Origin of the sequence: Mycobacterium bourgelatii (assembly GCF_010723575.1) — a bacterium.
Lineage (GTDB): Bacteria > Actinomycetota > Actinomycetes > Mycobacteriales > Mycobacteriaceae > Mycobacterium > Mycobacterium bourgelatii.
The window spans coordinates 1,130,769-1,145,689 of sequence record NZ_BLKZ01000001.1 but is presented as its reverse complement, the minus strand read 5'-3'; the positions used below and the strand labels follow the sequence as shown (position 1 = coordinate 1,145,689).

General features: G+C 67.5%; 11 protein-coding genes. 4 read left to right on the top strand and 7 right to left on the bottom strand.

Annotated elements, in window-relative coordinates:
- The first annotated feature begins 118 nt into the window (after positions 1 to 118).
- Together G6N68_RS05210 and G6N68_RS05205 are read left to right on the top strand one after the other, a co-directional pair.
- Entirely contained in the window at positions 119 to 967 is an 849-nt protein-coding gene (locus G6N68_RS05210; protein WP_163708754.1) for a TOMM precursor leader peptide-binding protein, read from the top strand.
- A gap of 81 nt (positions 968 to 1,048) precedes the next feature.
- The gene (locus G6N68_RS05205; protein WP_163708751.1) at positions 1,049 to 2,398 is read left to right on the top strand and encodes a macrolide-binding ATPase MABP-1; all 1,350 of its coding nucleotides are present in this window, start codon (positions 1,049 to 1,051) and stop codon (positions 2,396 to 2,398) included.
- A gap of 33 nt (positions 2,399 to 2,431) precedes the next feature.
- Here the strand turns inward: G6N68_RS05205 and G6N68_RS05200 are convergent, their stop codons facing one another.
- Positions 2,432 to 2,704, bottom strand: a complete 273-nt coding sequence (locus G6N68_RS05200; RefSeq protein WP_163708747.1) for a WhiB family transcriptional regulator — start codon at positions 2,702 to 2,704, stop codon at positions 2,432 to 2,434.
- 442 nt (positions 2,705 to 3,146) lie between these two features.
- Positions 3,147 to 5,255 (bottom strand): ATP-dependent DNA helicase UvrD2, encoded by a 2,109-nt coding sequence (locus G6N68_RS05195; protein WP_163718196.1) that lies wholly within the window; start codon positions 5,253 to 5,255, stop codon positions 3,147 to 3,149.
- Positions 5,256 to 5,406: 151 nt separating this feature from the next.
- Here G6N68_RS05195 and mrx1 point away from each other — a divergent pair, with 151 nt between their 5' ends.
- Positions 5,407 to 5,661, top strand: coding sequence for a mycoredoxin Mrx1 (gene mrx1, locus G6N68_RS05190; protein WP_163708746.1), 255 nt, complete (start codon positions 5,407 to 5,409; stop codon positions 5,659 to 5,661).
- 41 nt (positions 5,662 to 5,702) lie between these two features.
- On the opposite strand, the gene G6N68_RS30535 is transcribed toward mrx1, so the two are convergent.
- Positions 5,703 to 5,846: a hypothetical protein gene (locus G6N68_RS30535; RefSeq protein WP_240355378.1), complete on the bottom strand. Its 144-nt coding sequence runs from the start codon at positions 5,844 to 5,846 to the stop codon at positions 5,703 to 5,705.
- Between the two features lie 28 nt (positions 5,847 to 5,874).
- Between G6N68_RS30535 and G6N68_RS05185 the strand changes: the two genes are divergently transcribed.
- The gene (locus tag G6N68_RS05185; RefSeq protein ID WP_240355377.1) at positions 5,875 to 6,369 is read left to right on the top strand and encodes a sensor domain-containing protein; all 495 of its coding nucleotides are present in this window, start codon (positions 5,875 to 5,877) and stop codon (positions 6,367 to 6,369) included.
- Positions 6,370 to 6,391: 22 nt separating this feature from the next.
- Here G6N68_RS05185 and nudC read toward each other — a convergent pair whose 3' ends face one another.
- From nudC to G6N68_RS05165, 4 genes are all read right to left on the bottom strand, one after another.
- The gene (gene nudC / locus G6N68_RS05180) at positions 6,392 to 7,324 is read right to left on the bottom strand and encodes an NAD(+) diphosphatase (RefSeq protein ID WP_163708739.1); all 933 of its coding nucleotides are present in this window, start codon (positions 7,322 to 7,324) and stop codon (positions 6,392 to 6,394) included.
- Positions 7,324 to 8,394 carry a potassium channel family protein gene (locus tag G6N68_RS05175; RefSeq protein WP_163708737.1) on the bottom strand — a complete coding sequence of 357 codons (1,071 nt, stop codon included), beginning with the start codon at positions 8,392 to 8,394 and terminating at the stop codon, positions 7,324 to 7,326. The genes nudC and G6N68_RS05175 overlap by 1 nt, the downstream gene beginning before the upstream one ends.
- Positions 8,395 to 8,455: 61 nt before the next feature.
- Positions 8,456 to 11,767, bottom strand: coding sequence for an ATP-dependent helicase (locus G6N68_RS05170; protein WP_240355376.1), 3,312 nt, complete (start codon positions 11,765 to 11,767; stop codon positions 8,456 to 8,458).
- Complete coding sequence (locus tag G6N68_RS05165; protein WP_240355375.1) at positions 11,764 to 14,898, bottom strand: ATP-dependent helicase; 3,135 nt, start codon at positions 14,896 to 14,898, stop codon at positions 11,764 to 11,766. Before G6N68_RS05165 ends, G6N68_RS05170 begins: the two co-directional genes overlap by 4 nt.
- Between the last annotated feature and the right edge of the window lie 23 nt (positions 14,899 to 14,921).

Genomic DNA, 14,921 nt, shown 5'->3' with positions numbered 1-14,921 from the left:
GGTGCGTTCGGTCGAATTGAGTGGTCGAGTACTGAATTATCCGTAGCCGGTACTGAATTCCTGGCCTTGTGGATAACCGAGCAGTCCGCACGCCCGGCGCGTGGCACAGTCACACGTCATGCCGCAGGACCCGTCTTACACACTCGATCCGGCTATGCCGATCTTGTTGCGACCCGACGGCGCCGTGCAGGTTGGCTGGGACCCTCGGCGTGCGGTTCTGGTCCGTCCACCAAGTGGCCTGTCCCCGGCCAAGTTGGCCACGTTGCTGCAGTCCATGCGATTGCCGATCCCGATCGACGAACTGCAGCGTCAGGCGGCCGGCCGCGGTCTGGGGGACGCCGACGGGCTGGCGGAGCTGGTCGCCCAGCTGGTGAGCGCGGGTATCGTTACCCCGGGTAACCGGCCCGCCCGCGGGCGGACGGCGTCAATTCGCGTACACGGGCGCGGGCCGCTGTCGGACCTGCTCGTCGAATCGCTGCGCTGCTCGGGCGCTCGAATCGGGCACAGCAGCCAATCGCACGCGGCCGTCACACCAGCCGGGGTGGACCTGGTGGTCCTGTCCGACTACCTAGTGGCGGACCCGCGCATGGTGCGCGAGTTGCACAACGCAGGCATCGCGCACCTTCCCGTGCGGGTGCGGGACGGCACCGGGTTAGTGGGGCCGCTGGTCATCCCCGGTGCAACAAGCTGCTTGGCGTGCGCTGACCTGCATCGCGCCGACCGGGACGCCGCCTGGCCCGCCATCGCGGCGCAGCTACGTGACACCGTCGGCGTCGCCGACCGCGCCACGCTGCTCGCCACCGCCGCACTGGCACTCAGTCAGATAAACCTGGTGATCGCCGCCGTCCGCGGGCAGGCGGCGACCCCCGATCCGCCGTCGGCGCTCAACGCCACCTTGGAGTTCGACCTCAACGCCGGCTCGATCGTGGCGCGCCACTGGACCCGGCATCCGCTGTGTTCGTGCTGACCCGCGTTAGCCCGGCCGACCCCGATTCGGGACATGTCAAAGGAAGAGTTGCAGGTTCGCCACGCAGGCGGGTTAGCCGTCATGGATGATGGTCCTGTGTCAGAGATCAAACGCGGACGCGCCGCGCGTAACGCCAAGCTCGCAAGTCTGCCGGTAGGGATGGCCGGCCGGGCGGCACTCGGGTTCGGTAAACGCCTCACGGGCAAGTCAAAAGACGAGGTCAACGCCGAACTGATGGAGAAGGCCGCCCACCAGTTGTTCACCGTTTTGGGTGAGCTCAAGGGCGGAGCCATGAAGGTGGGCCAGGCCCTGTCGGTGATGGAAGCGGCCATTCCCGAGCAGTTCGGCCAGCCCTACCGCGAAGCGTTGACCAAGCTCCAGAAAGACGCCCCACCCTTGCCCGCGGCCAAGGTGCACCGGGTGCTGGACGCACAGCTGGGCACCAAGTGGCGCCAGCGATTCAGTGAATTCGACGACAAGCCGGTGGCCTCCGCCAGCATTGGTCAGGTGCACAAGGCGGTCTGGTCCGATGGCCGCGAAGTGGCCGTCAAGATCCAGTACCCCGGCGCCGACGAGGCGCTGCGCGCCGACCTGAAGACCATGCAGCGGTTGGTCAGTGTGTTCAAGCAGCTCGCACCGGGCGCCGATATTCAGGGCATTGTGGACGAACTGATCGAGCGCACGGAGATGGAGCTCGACTATCGGTTGGAGGCCGACAACCAGCGCGCCTTTGCCAAGGCATACCAGGATCACCCGCGTTTCCTGATACCGCACGTCGTGGCGAGCGCACCCAAGGTGGTGATCCAGGAATGGATCGACGGCATTCCGATGTCGCACATCATCCGGGACGGAACTCCCGAGCAGCGTGACCGCGTCGGAACCCTGCTGCTGGAGCTGGTGTTCGACGCACCGGGCCGATTGGGACTGCTGCACGGCGACGCCCACCCCGGGAACTTCATGTTGCTGCCCGACGGCAAGCTGGGCGTGATCGACTTCGGTGCGGTGGCGCCGCTGCCCGGCGGCTATCCCCCCGAACTCGGCATGACCATCCGGTTGGCTCGGGATAAGAACTATGACCTGCTGTTGCCGACGATGGAGAAGATCGGGTTCATTCAACGCGGTCAGCAGGTGTCGGTACGCGACATCGACGAGATGTTGCGCCAGTACGTCGAACCCGTCGAGGTGGATGTCTTCCACTACAACCGCAAGTGGCTGCAGCGGATGACGGCGACCCAGTTCCAGTTCGACCGGTCGGTCTCCCAGATCAAGACCGCGCGGCAGATGGACTTGCCGCCCAAGCTGGCCATTCCGATGCGCGTCATCGCCTCGGTCTCCGCGATCCTGTGCCAGCTGGATGCGCATGTGCCGATCAAGGCGTTGATGGAGGAGCTTATCCCCGGTTTCACGGAGCCGACCAGCGCGATCGTCTGATCGCGCTGGCCGGCACCGCTAGGTTCACCCGATCTATGCGGCCTTACGGGGTCGCCCGCGAGGACGCTTGCGGCTGATCACCGAGCCGCGCTCGAAGATCTCGCCGCCCCACACACCCCACGGCTCGGCCCGCTCCAGGGCCGCAGCCAGGCACTGACGGCGAACTGGGCAGCTCACGCAGAGCGACTTGGCCCGTTCCAGGTCAGCCGGGGTGTCGGCAAACCACAGATCGGGGTCACCGACATGACACGGCAGGTCCAGCTTGGGGACCGACTGCGTCTGTCTAGGGACCGTCGTGGCCGACATGTCCTGTTCACCTCTTCCTAAATCTGGTGGCTGTCCAATTCGGTGATCCGGACCAGATTTGGGAGGAGCACGGCTCAGGTCCCAAAAAATTGGCCACGGATCCTGGTGACTTCCGGTCCGTGGCCATTTGGCGAAACTGGGCTTACAAAGTTAAGTCGGGCCCCTGTTCACGGACGCGTCAGTCGCGGCGGCACGGTGCTTGGCGCTGGCCAACCGAGCCGCCGGCGCGGCGGCATGGGCGGCCTTGGCGGTCGTCGCACCTACCCAGCGAGAGGGCGCACCGGCCGCGCCTACACCGAAGATGTCGCTGTTGATCACCGTGGCCGCCTCCTCTCGTTTGTCTGATGCCAGCCTTCAGCTACGCGCTAGCAGAGTGTGCTTTCGAGGGTAAACGGTCGCGGGTGTTCACCACAACCGATTTTCTGACCTGCGCAAATGCGCCTCAGCGGGATTGCCGCACGAGGTCGAGCACGTCGGTGCCATACTGCTCGAGCTTGCGCGCGCCGATGCCGGGGATCGCGATCAGGGCCGCCTCGTCGGTGGGTCGCATCTCCGCGATCGCGATCAGGGTGTTGTCGCTGAACACGATGTAAGCCGGCACGTTCTGCTCTTTGGCCGTGTTGAGCCGCCATTCCTTGAGCTGCAGCAGCAAGTTTTCGTCGACGTCGCCGGCACATGTCTCGCAGCGCCGCAGCATGATGGCCGCCGGCGTGGTCAGGTCCTTGTTGCAAATCCGGCAGCGGGTCGGGGTGCCCTTACTGCGGCGGGACTTGGCCGGTGCAGCCTCGATGCGTGTCTGGGGGGCGATGCCGTTGAGGAAACGCGACGGTTTGCGGCTCTGCCGCCCGCCCGACGCCCGCGCCAGCGCCCAACTGAGCGCCAAATGCACTCGCGCTCTTGTGATTCCGACGTACAGCAGGCGACGTTCTTCCTCGACGCGCTCGCTGTCGGGCCCGTATGCCAACGCGTGTGAGATCGGTAGCGTGCCGTCGACCAACCCGACGAGAAACACCGCGTCCCACTCCAAACCCTTCGCCGCGTGCAGCGAAGCCAGCGTGACGCCTTGCACCACCGGTGGGTGGCGTGAGTCGGCGCGCGTGCGTAACTCGGCCAGCAATCCGGGTAGTTCGAGCTGCGGACGCTGGGCCACCTCGTCGTCGACGAGTTGAGCGAGGGCGGTGAGCGCCTCCCAGCGGTCTCTGGCTCGGGTACCGACGGGCTCCTCGGCGGTCAGTCCCAGCGGTTCCAGGATCCCGCGTACGATCTGCGGCAAATCCGTTTCTGGGGCCGCGTCGACGCCTCGCTCCGCCGCGCGCTGCAGCGCCAGCAGGGCCTGCTTGATCTCCTGGCGGTTGAAAAAGCCTTCGCCGCCGCGGACCTGATAAGCGATCCCGGCCTCGGTCAACGCCTCCTCATAGACCTCGGACTGCGCGTTGACGCGGTAGAGGACGGCAATCTCGGCCGGCGCTGTCCCAGCCTCGATGAGCCGGGCGATCGAAGCTGCCACAGCGGCGGCTTCGGTGGGCTCGTCGGGATGTTCGTGGAACGACGGGGCGGGGCCGGGTGGACGCTGACCGGAAAGCTGCAGCTTGCTGCCTGCCACGCGGCCGCGTGCCGCCGCGATCACCTGGTTGGCCAGGGACACGACCTGAGGGGTGGATCGGTAGTCACGCTCCAGTCGAACCACCGTCGCGTCGGGGAACCGGCGGGAGAAGTCGAGTAGGAAACGCGGCGAAGCCCCGGTGAAGGAGTAGATGGTCTGGTTGGCGTCGCCGACGACGGTGAGATCATCCCGCTCCCCCAGCCACGCCGACAGGACGCGTTGCTGCAACGGTGTGACGTCCTGGTACTCGTCGACGACAAAGCAGCGGTAGCGGTCCCGGAACTCCTGGGCCACCGCGGGGTCGTTTTCAATCGCGGCCGCCGTGTGCAACAGCAGGTCGTCGAAGTCGAGCAAAGTGACGGCCTCATCGCGGACTTTGAGCGCCTCGTACGCGGCGTAGACGTCGGCGATCTTGGCCGCCTCCAGCGGAGTGTCCCTGCTGATCGCGGCGACTGCACTCGCGTAGTCCTCGGGGCCGATCAACGAAGCCTTGGCCCACTCGATTTCGCCGGCCAGGTCCCGCACGCCGTCGGTGCTGGTGTTCAGTCGGCAGCGGCTGGCAGCGCGGGCCACCACGGCGAACTTGCTGTCCAGCAGCTCCCAACGCGAGTCACCGACCACCCGGGGCCAGAAATACCGCAGCTGGCGGTGTGCTGCAGCGTGGAAGGTGAGCGCCTGCACAGAGCCGACACCCGATTGCGCGATCATGTCGAGTGAGCGCAACCGGGAACGCATCTCCCCCGCCGCGCGCTGCGTGAACGTCACCGCGAGCACCTGCCCGGCCGAGACATGACCAGAGGTGACGAGTTGTGCGATGCGGTGCGTGATGGTGCGGGTCTTGCCCGTCCCAGCGCCCGCAAGCACACAGACTGGTCCGCGCGGGGCGAGCACGGCTTCGCGTTGCTCGTCGTCCAGCTCGGCGGTCAAGGGGTCGGCGACCAACGGCATGGCGTCCATCTTGTCTCTCATACTGGCAGCGGTGACCGACAAGCTCGGTGTGTCGCCACGCCGTTTCACGGCCGCCCCGGCCGCCCGATTCACGGCCGTCGAGCGGAATGCGTTGTCGGAATGAATAGTTAAGAGGCTACGTTAACGAGTCATGACCAACGCTGCGCTCACGATCTACACAACCACCTGGTGTGGCTACTGCTTTCGGCTGAAGACAGCGCTCAAGGCCAACGGGATCTCCTACGACGAGGTCGACATCGAGCAAGACCCTGAGGCAGCGGAGTTCGTCGGCTCGGTTAACGGCGGCAATCGGACGGTTCCGACGGTGAAGTTCGCCGACGGGTCCACCATGACCAACCCGAGCGCAGCCCAAGTCAAGGCAAAGCTGGCGGACGTCGCCGGCTGACCGACCAGCGCTTTTTCGGGTGGCCCGGCCGTAGGATGGCGCTATGCCTCAGCCCGCCCGTTTGGCAGCTGCGTGCTAGGCGCGGCCAGACCGGCATTGGTGGCGTGCTGCGCGGTGTTCGCGATCTCGGCGTGCTCCCACGACAGCACCGCAAAGCCGAATGCAACGCCGCAGGCTACGGGCATTGACGCGCTTATCGTCAGCGTGGAAGACGTGCGGCGTATCGCCGACTACGACGAATTGACCACGCACGGCCATGAAGCCATGCGTAACCCGCCGCCTGGAGATTTGAATGCGCCAGGCCCGTGCCGGGCGGCCGGCACCAGCGATCTGACTTTTGCGCCCGGCTGGAACGAGTTCCGTAGCGCTGGCTATAGCGGCGTCACCGACGACATCGATCCGGGCGGGCGGGCACTGGTCGACTCCGTCAGCCAAGCCGTCGCGATCTACCCAAATGAGCGGGCCGCGCGCAGTGCGCTGGATCAGCTGCTGTCGTCGTTGCAGGCGTGCGTCGCCCTGCACGACCCCAACTACGACTTCACAGTGGACAAGTCCGACGCCACCACCGTGCGGATCACCGACCAGGGCTGGAGTCACTTCTACCGCGCGAAGAACGCGGTGCTGATATCGGTCGGCGTGGTGGGTATCGAGCCCACCGAGCGGGTCGCGAGCGTCGTGCTTCAGGTCGTCACCGATCGAGTCAAATAACCTGCGCGCCTCGCGCTCGCGCTCAGTCGCGCCTCGCCCAGGACTCGATGATCACCCGGGCGATCGAAATCGATCCGGGCAGCAGCAGATTCGACTCCGTCTTGCTGGTCCAGTCACCGGCATCCAGCGCGGCGAGCACCTCGTCTCGGGTGAACCAGGCCGCTTCGGCGATCTCGCCGTCGTTGAATGAGAACGGCTCGTCCGGGTCGGCGATCGCGTGGAAACCGACCATGAGCGAGCGCGGGAACGGCCAGGGCTGGCTGCCCAGGTAGCGCACGTCGCGGACGGTAAGGCCGATCTCCTCGCGGATCTCGCGGGCAACGCACACCTCGAACGACTCGCCGGCCTCGACGAATCCGGCCAGCAGCGAGAACATCCGCGGCGGCCACCCACCTTGCCGCGCCAGCACCGCCCGGTCGCCCCCGTCGTGTACCAGGCAGATCACCGCTGGGTCGATGCGTGGGAACTCCTCATGCCCGGTGAGGGGGTTGACCCGTGACCAACCTGCTCGGGCGGGCTTCGTCGGCATCCCGTCGATGGCGCTGAATCGGCAGTTGTCATGCCAATTCAGCAATGCCGTTGCGCTGGCCACCAATTGGCTGGTGGTGTCGTCGATGAATTTGCCGAGCCGACGAAGGTCCACCACCTCCGGTCGCGCATCGGGATCATCGGGCGGCTCAAGGGGGCTGCGGATGGCCCACACATGGCGGCCACCCTCGACGCGGCCCAGGAACACCGCCTCGGGCGGGGGCTTGTCGCCCAACGCGGCGGCCGGCTGCAGCGCCACTTGTCCGTTGACGATCATGACCTGATTGCGCGAGTCCACTCGCAGCAGCGCCGCATCCGCCCATCCCGCGGTCGCCGCCTCGATGTCGGTGCGCAGTTGATCTGCCCGGTCCGCACCTACCCGCGATAGCAGCGGGGTTTCTCTGAGTTGAAAGTCAGCCCCTGGCATCAATGCCCCGCGGTCCGGATGTACAGCAAGCGATCGCCTGCCTCGACAGCGTCTACCTCGGGTGAATCGATTCGCAACAGGTCGCCGTTGCGCACCACACCAAGCACGATGTCGCGCAGGTGCCGCGGAGATCCACCGACCTCTGTCGGCTCGACCTCGCGTTCTGCAATGACAAGCCCAGCATCCGGCGTCAGCAGGTCCTCAATCATTTCCACCACGCTGGGCGTGGTGGTGGCCAGGCCGAGCAACCGGCCGGCCGTTTCCGAGGAGACCACCACGGAGTCCGCCCCCGATTGCCGTAGCAGGTGTTGATTCTCGGCCTCTCGGATTGCGGCCACGATCTTTGACTGCGGCGAGATCTCGCGGGCCGTCAGGGTAACGAGTACCGCGGTGTCGTCCCGGCTGGTGGCCACGATGATCGCGGATGCGTGCTGAACGCTGGCAAGTCGGAGCACGTCGGATTTGGTGGCATCACCGTGCACGGTGACCAATCCGGCGGCCGCGGCACGGTCCAGCGCCGCCCGATCGGTGTCGACGACGACGATGTCTCCGGGGACCGCCTCGTCGCCGAGCATGGCCGCGATGGCCGTCTTGCCCTTGGTCCCGTAGCCGATGACGACGGTGTGGTTGCGCACCTTGCTCCTCCATCGCTGAATCTTCAGTGCCTGTCGGGACGTTTCGGTGACAACTTCCAAGGTCGTGCCGACCAACAAGATCAGGAATGCAATACGCAGCGGCGTGATGACGAAGATGTTGACCGTACGGGCAAACTCGGAAATGGGGGTGATGTCGCCGTAACCGGTCGTGGACAGCGTCACCGCCGAGTAGTAAAGGCAGTCAAGGAAGCTCAGTCGGTCACCCTGCACGTCGCGGTAGCCGTCGCGGTCGAGGTACACAACCACGGAGGCAACGAGCAGGGCGGTCACCGCGATGGCGATCCGACGCGAGATGATGCGCATGGGCCCGGCTTGGCCCTGGGGAATGCGCAGCACGCCGACCAGCGCATAGCTGGGCTGGACGGTCAATCGCTCGTCCAGACGCCTCAGCCGCCGCCAGCTACCTTTCGCCACGGAAATCCGTCACCGGTCCGACCTCGGCGCACCAGACATGCACGACAACATGTAACCACGATCAGCCCTCAAAGGGGCGACCGGAGTCAGCCAGTAGCGCGGCGAGCTCGTCGGCCGCGGGCAATTCATCGGGGATGACGGTGGTTCCGCTGCGCACGTAGTAGAAGGCAGTTCGCACCGATGACGCGGGGCAGCCGCACAACGCGGCCCACGCCAGCCGGTACACAGCGAGTTGGACAGCTGCCTGGCGCATGGCTTCCGCCCCGCGCGGCGGCTCGCCGGTTTTCCAGTCCACCACCGTGGCGCCCCCGTCGGAGTCGGCGAACACCGCGTCAATGCGGCCGCGTACCACGGTGTCACCAATCGGCATTTCGAACGGCACCTCGATGGCGATGGGTGTGCGGGCCGCCCAGGGGGATTCGGCGAACGCGGCCTGCAACGCGGCCAGTTCTTCGTTGTCTCCCACTTCGGCGTCGGCGGCACCCGGCAGATCGCCCAGGTCGAACAGCAACTCGGCGCCGTAGAATTGCTGAACCCAGGAGTGGAATGCGTTGCCCAACAACGCGTGTGGGTCCGGGCGGGTGGGTAGCCGATGGACGAGGCGCCGCGCCGCGGCGGGGTCCCGGGCCAGCTCCACCAGACCGCTGACCGACAACTGGCTCGGCAGCGTGACGGTTGGCGGTTGGGACGCGCGCGCACGCTCAGCCAGGAGCGCATCGACGTCGGCGATCCATCCCTCGCCGTCGGCGTGTTCACTGCCCGCGTCGGGCGCGTCTGTCGCCATCGCTTCCAACACCAAGCCGGCTCCACGCTCGACGTCTTCGCGGCGGGTCGCCAATGGGTCAACCGGCCACACTGCTTCGACGACATTGTCACGCAACGGGTTCCGCTCACCCTCGGCCGGCTCGGGCGCCCACAGTTCCACCACCCCGCATGGGTCACCGTCAGCGGTTGACCGGTCGATGATGTCCTTGAGCTCGCACAGGAATGCCGATGGCCCGCGCGGCTTCATGCCGGTGGAGCCCCAATGGTGACCTGACACCAGCAGAGTGTCCTCGGCCCGGGTAACAGCCACGTACAGCAGGCGACGCTCCTCGTCGATGCGCCGTTGATCGAGTTGACTACGGTGCTCAGAGATCTTGTCCGACAGTTGTTTTCGGTTGGTGACGTTGGAAGTGTCCAGCACCGGGATGCCCAGAGTACCCACCGAGGCACGGTCGCCGCGCAGTAGCGGCGGCAGTTCGCCGGGGTCGGTCAGCCAGCTGCTTCGCGACGCGGTCGACGGGAAGGTCCCGCCGGACAGGTGAGCTACCGCCACCACCTGCCACTCCAGACCCTTTGCGGCGTGAACGGTGAGCACCTGCACCCGGTCGCGGGCGACCGCCAATTCAGCAGGGGGCAAGCCGTTCTCGACTACCGCGGCAACGTCCAGATAGGCAAGCAGGCCCGCGACAGTGGGCTCGTGGTTTGAGCCGCTGGCCATCGTCCGCTCGGCGTAGCTCGCGACGACATCGGCGAACGCATCGAGGTGTTCTGCGCCAGCCCACTCCCCCGACACCGCCGTCCGGGCACGGACTTCGCAGTCGACACCGATTGTCCGGCGCACCTCGGCGACCAGGTCTGGCAGCGAATGATCCAGGTGGCCGCGCAAGGCGGTCAGCTCAGCGGCCAACGCGCCGATGCGCTCATATCCGGCGTCCGAATAGTCGTCTGGGGATCCTGGGTCGATGATGGCGTCAGCCAGGCACGCGGTGTCGGCGTCGGCGGCGGCCGCCATCGCGATGGACTCGGGAGTGGCGGATTCGGTGACCGCCGGAGTCCCGATCAACGCGCGTGCGCGTCGCCATAACGCTGCGAGGTCGCTGGCGCCGAGGCGCCAACGCGGACCCGTCAGCACCCGCATGGCCGCAGCACCGGCCGTCGGGTCCGCGACCAGCCGCAGCATGGCAACCACGTCGGCCACCTCGGGAATAGACAACAATCCGGCCAGCCCGACGACTTCAACCGGGATGCCGCGGGCTTGCAGCGCATCGGCGATGGGTGCCGCGTCGGCATTGCGCCGCACCAGTACCGCGGCAGTGGGCGGGCTGGCGCCGTCAGCCATGGCGCGCTGGTACTCCGCGTGTAGATGGTCGGCGATCCACTCCCGTTCAGCCTGCACATCGGGTAGCAATGCACAGCGGACGGTCCCCGGCGAGGCGTCCGGACGGGCGCGCAGTTCACGCACTGCGACGGAACGACGTCGCGCCTCGGCGGAGATGGCGTTGGCCACGGTCAGAGTTCGCGGCGGGTTACGCCAGCTGGTGCGAAGCTCCAAGATGGGCGCCGGGCTGCCGTCGGACAGCGGGAAATCGGTGGTGAAGCGCGGCAGGTTCGTCGCCGAGGCACCACGCCACCCGTAGATCGATTGAATGGGGTCGCCGACGGCGGTCAACGCCAGCCCGTCGTCGACGCCGCCGCCGAACAGTGCCGACAACGCAACGCGCTGGGAATGCCCGGTGTCCTGATATTCGTCGAGCAACACCACCCGGTAGCGGTTGCGCAAGTCCTGACCCACCTGTGGGAAAGTCGCCGCCAACCGTGCGGCCGACGCCATTTGCGCACTGAAGTCCATGACCTTCTCTTCGCGCATGCGCCGGTGCAACGCGTCCAGCAACGGCACGAGCTCGGCGCGCTCGGTCTGGGTGGCCAGCAGCTTCAGCAGCCACTGGCTGGGCCCGCGGTCACGTTGGTATGGCCCCGCGGGAAGAGTGTGGATGAGTCGTTCCAGTTCGATGTGCGTATCGCGCAGCTGGGTGGTGTCCACCAGGTGTTCGGCAAGTTGCCCCCACAACCGCAGCACCAATGAGGTCACCGCGGTCGGGGACTTGTCGATGCGAAGCTCGCCGCCGTATCCGTTGACCACGTCGAACGCCAGCTGCCACAGCTCGGTTTCCCCTAGCAGGCGCGTGTCCGGCTCCACGGGCAGCAGCAGGCCGTAATCACGGATCAGTGACCCGGCGAAGGCGTGATAGGTGCTGACCACCGGAGGACCCGACGACTCGAAGTCCGCGGGACGTACCGGACCCAGGCCGATACCCGCCAGCCTGGCCAGCCGGGATCGGACGCGGCGCAGCAGCTGACCAGCGGCCTTGCGGGTGAAGGTCAGCCCCAGCACCTGGCCGGGTTCGGCGTAGCCGTTGGCGATCAGCCACACCACGCGCGCGGCCATGGTCTCGGTCTTGCCGGCACCGGCGCCCGCGATGACGACCAACGGGCCCGGCGGCGCGGCAATGACCGCCGCCTGCTCGTCGGTCGGCGGGAAAAGCCCCAGCGCCGAAGCCAATTCGCTCGGGCTGTATCGGGTGGCCGTCGTGTCCGCTAGGGGGCTCACTGCTGTGACCCGTCGGGGTAAGCCGGGCAGTTCGGACGTACGGGGCAGTGCGAGCACCCCTCGTTGCGCCGGGCGATGAATTGCGGGCCGGCCGTCGCTTCGGCTGCCTGCCGCACACGGTTTCGCCATTCCTCGCGGGCGGCTGGGGTCAGGGGATCCTGCTCACGCTGGGCGACGCCGCCCGCCCCGGTCCGGGCGGGATAGACCAGGCGCGCGCCGCCCGGTTCGTCACCAGCGGGGACCAGACCTTCGGCAACCGCAAGCTGATACACCGCCAGCTGAGCGTGCTGCTGCGCGTCGTCCTTGGTCACCGGCGACTTGCCGGTCTTGACGTCGACGATCACCAGGCGGCCGGCGGCGTCGCGCTCGAGGCGGTCGACGCGTCCACGCAGCCGCACCTGGCGACCATCGCCTTCGGGTGCCGGGAGTATTCCGTCGACGTCGACCTCGACGCCCACTTCGGTCAACTCGGCGCGGGTTTGCGCCCGCCAGTCGACGAAGGCCTGGATCATGGCTCGGTGGCGCGCAAGCTCGTTGTTCGAATGCCACTTCGCATCGAAAGGCAAATGTTCCCAGGCCCTTTCCAGCTCGGTCAGCAGCTGCGATTCACCCTTGTTCGGTTCGGCGATCAGCGCGTGCACCAGCGACCCTATGGCGGAACGCATTTCGCGCGCGTCCGCGCCACCGTGCCGTTCGGCGAGCCAGCGCAACGGGCAGTCGCCGATTGTCTGCAACGTCGAGGGTGTCAAGGTGACGGTGTCGCCGGCACCGCAGAGCGGGGCGCTGGTGCTGACCGGGATCAGGCCGTGCCATCCGGCCGGATCCGCGCCCGGCACACCGGCTTTGGCCAACCGCGCCAATTGCGCTGCGGCACAGGCACGGGTGGCGTCATCCACCGCACCGGCCGGTGCGCACACCACGCTGCGCAACCGACCCACCATCGCGGCGGCCGACAATACACGCGGAGCCGATACGGCTTGCACCTCAGCGGGTTCGGTGTCGCACCCGGATAGCGCGGCGATTTCGAAGAAGAACGCCGACGGCAACTCGCCCTCTTGGGCGCCGCCGCCGGTTTCGCTGTCGACGGCAGTCACCAGTACCCGGCGCCTGGCCCGACCCAACGCCGCGACCAGCAGGCGCCGTTCCTCGGCCAGCACCGGCGCCCGCACCGAGGCGTCCTCGGTGAGCCCGTCAAGCTCGTCGAGCAGCCGTTGGGTGGCCAGCACGCCACCACGCGGAATCGTGTTGGGCCACAGCCCCTCTTGCAGGCCGGCCAGAATGACCAGATCCCACTCATGTCCCAGGGCGGCGTGCGCGCTGAGTACTTTGACCTGCTCTTTCGGCGATTCCGGCTCGCGGTTGGGGTTGGGCAGCTGCAATGAGCCGACATGCTCGACGAGCCCGCGCAGCGACGCACCCGACGTGCGTGACACGTACTGGTCGGTGATGTCGAACAGCGCGGTCACGGTTTCCAGATCCCGAGTGGCCTGGGCCCCGGCCGGTCCGCCGCGCTCGCTTGCCGTCAGCCAACGACGTTGCAGACCCGACCGGTGCCAGGCTGCCCACAAGGTGTAGCGCGGGTCGTTCCCCTCGCGGTGACAACGGTCGGCCGCCGCCAGGACGGCGCGCACCCGGCGCAGTGCGGCGGCCTGCGGACCGGACAGCGGCGAGTCGCCGCTCAGCGTCTCGGCCAGCAGATCGCCGAACTTGCCTGTAGGAGAATCCGGCTGGGCACGTCGCAGTGTTCGGCGCAGCTGGCGCAGCGAGACCGGGTCGACCCGGCCGATCGGACCCGTAACCAGTGCCAACGCCTGATCTCCGGTCAACCCGTCCGCCGTGGCCGCCAGGACGGTGAGCAGTGCCCGCGCCGCTGGTTCCTCCGACAACGATCCGCCGATCGCCGGACTCGCGACCGGAACACCTGCGGCGGCCAACGCCCGCGGCAACCGCGAAGCGGCTCGCGGCACGGACCGGACGATCACGGCCATCTGCGACCACGGAATGCCGTCAACGAGATGCGCCCGCCGCAGTGTGTCCGCGATCAGGGCCGCCTCCGCGTGCGCGGACGCCGCCAGACGCGCCTCCACCGATCCGGAATCGCCTGTCGTGCCCTCAATCTGCCTTCCCGCGCTGCTGCCCGGCAGGCGTCGGGCGATGCCACTGACTACCTGCGCGACGGCCGGAGCGCACCGATACGACGAAGTCAAGGTCACCGCAGGGGTCTCGTCGCTGAGCAATCCTCCGTGCTCGCCACCCCGGAACCCGAACACCGCCTGGTTCGGGTCGCCGACGATGAGTGCTAGCTCCGTCCCCGCCGCCAGCACCCGGACCAGGCGCGCCGCCTGAGGGTCGAGCTGCTGGGCGTCGTCGACCAACAGGACACGGATACGGGCACGTTCGGCCGCCAGCAGCTCCGGGTCGACGGCGAAAGCCTCCAGGGTGGCCCCGACCAGCTCGGCGGCGCCCAGCGCCGGCGCACTCGCGTTGGGGGTCGCCGTGCCCACCGCCGCACGAAGCAGCATCACCTGCTCGTACTGCTGGGCGAATTGGCCGGCGGCGGTCCATTCCGGACGGCCGGACCGTCGCCCCAGCCGTTCCAGCTCCTGAGGGTCGACACCCCGTTCGGCGCAGCGCGCCAGGAGGTTTCGCAACTCAGCGGCAAAACCCGCGGTACTCAAGGCGGGCAGCAGATGTGCCGGCCACGCCGTCCCGGCCGTGGGGCCGTCTTCGAGATCACCGGCCAGCAGTTCGCGGATGATCGCGTCCTGCTCGGCGCTGGTGATCAGCCGCGGGGGCGCATCACCCGTGCGTTCGGCGGCGCGCCGCAGCACGGCGTAGGCATAGCTGTGCACACTGCGCACCAACGGCTCGCGGACCGCCGCGAGAGCGCGACCACTGCCGTGCGCACGCAGCAACTTCGTCGTCAATGTGCTGCGCGCCCGTGTCCCCAGCCGACCCAAGCCGCTAAGCAGCAGAACCGATTCGGGATCGACGCCGTCGCTGATGTGCGCGACCGCGGCGTCGATCAACAGGCTGCTCTTACCGGTCCCCGGGCCGCCAAGGACACGCACCACGCCGCGCGCGCCAGGCGCCAGAACGGCCTGCGCTTCCGCACCCCACGTGAATGACATAGCGGCATGCAACCACGGGGGTA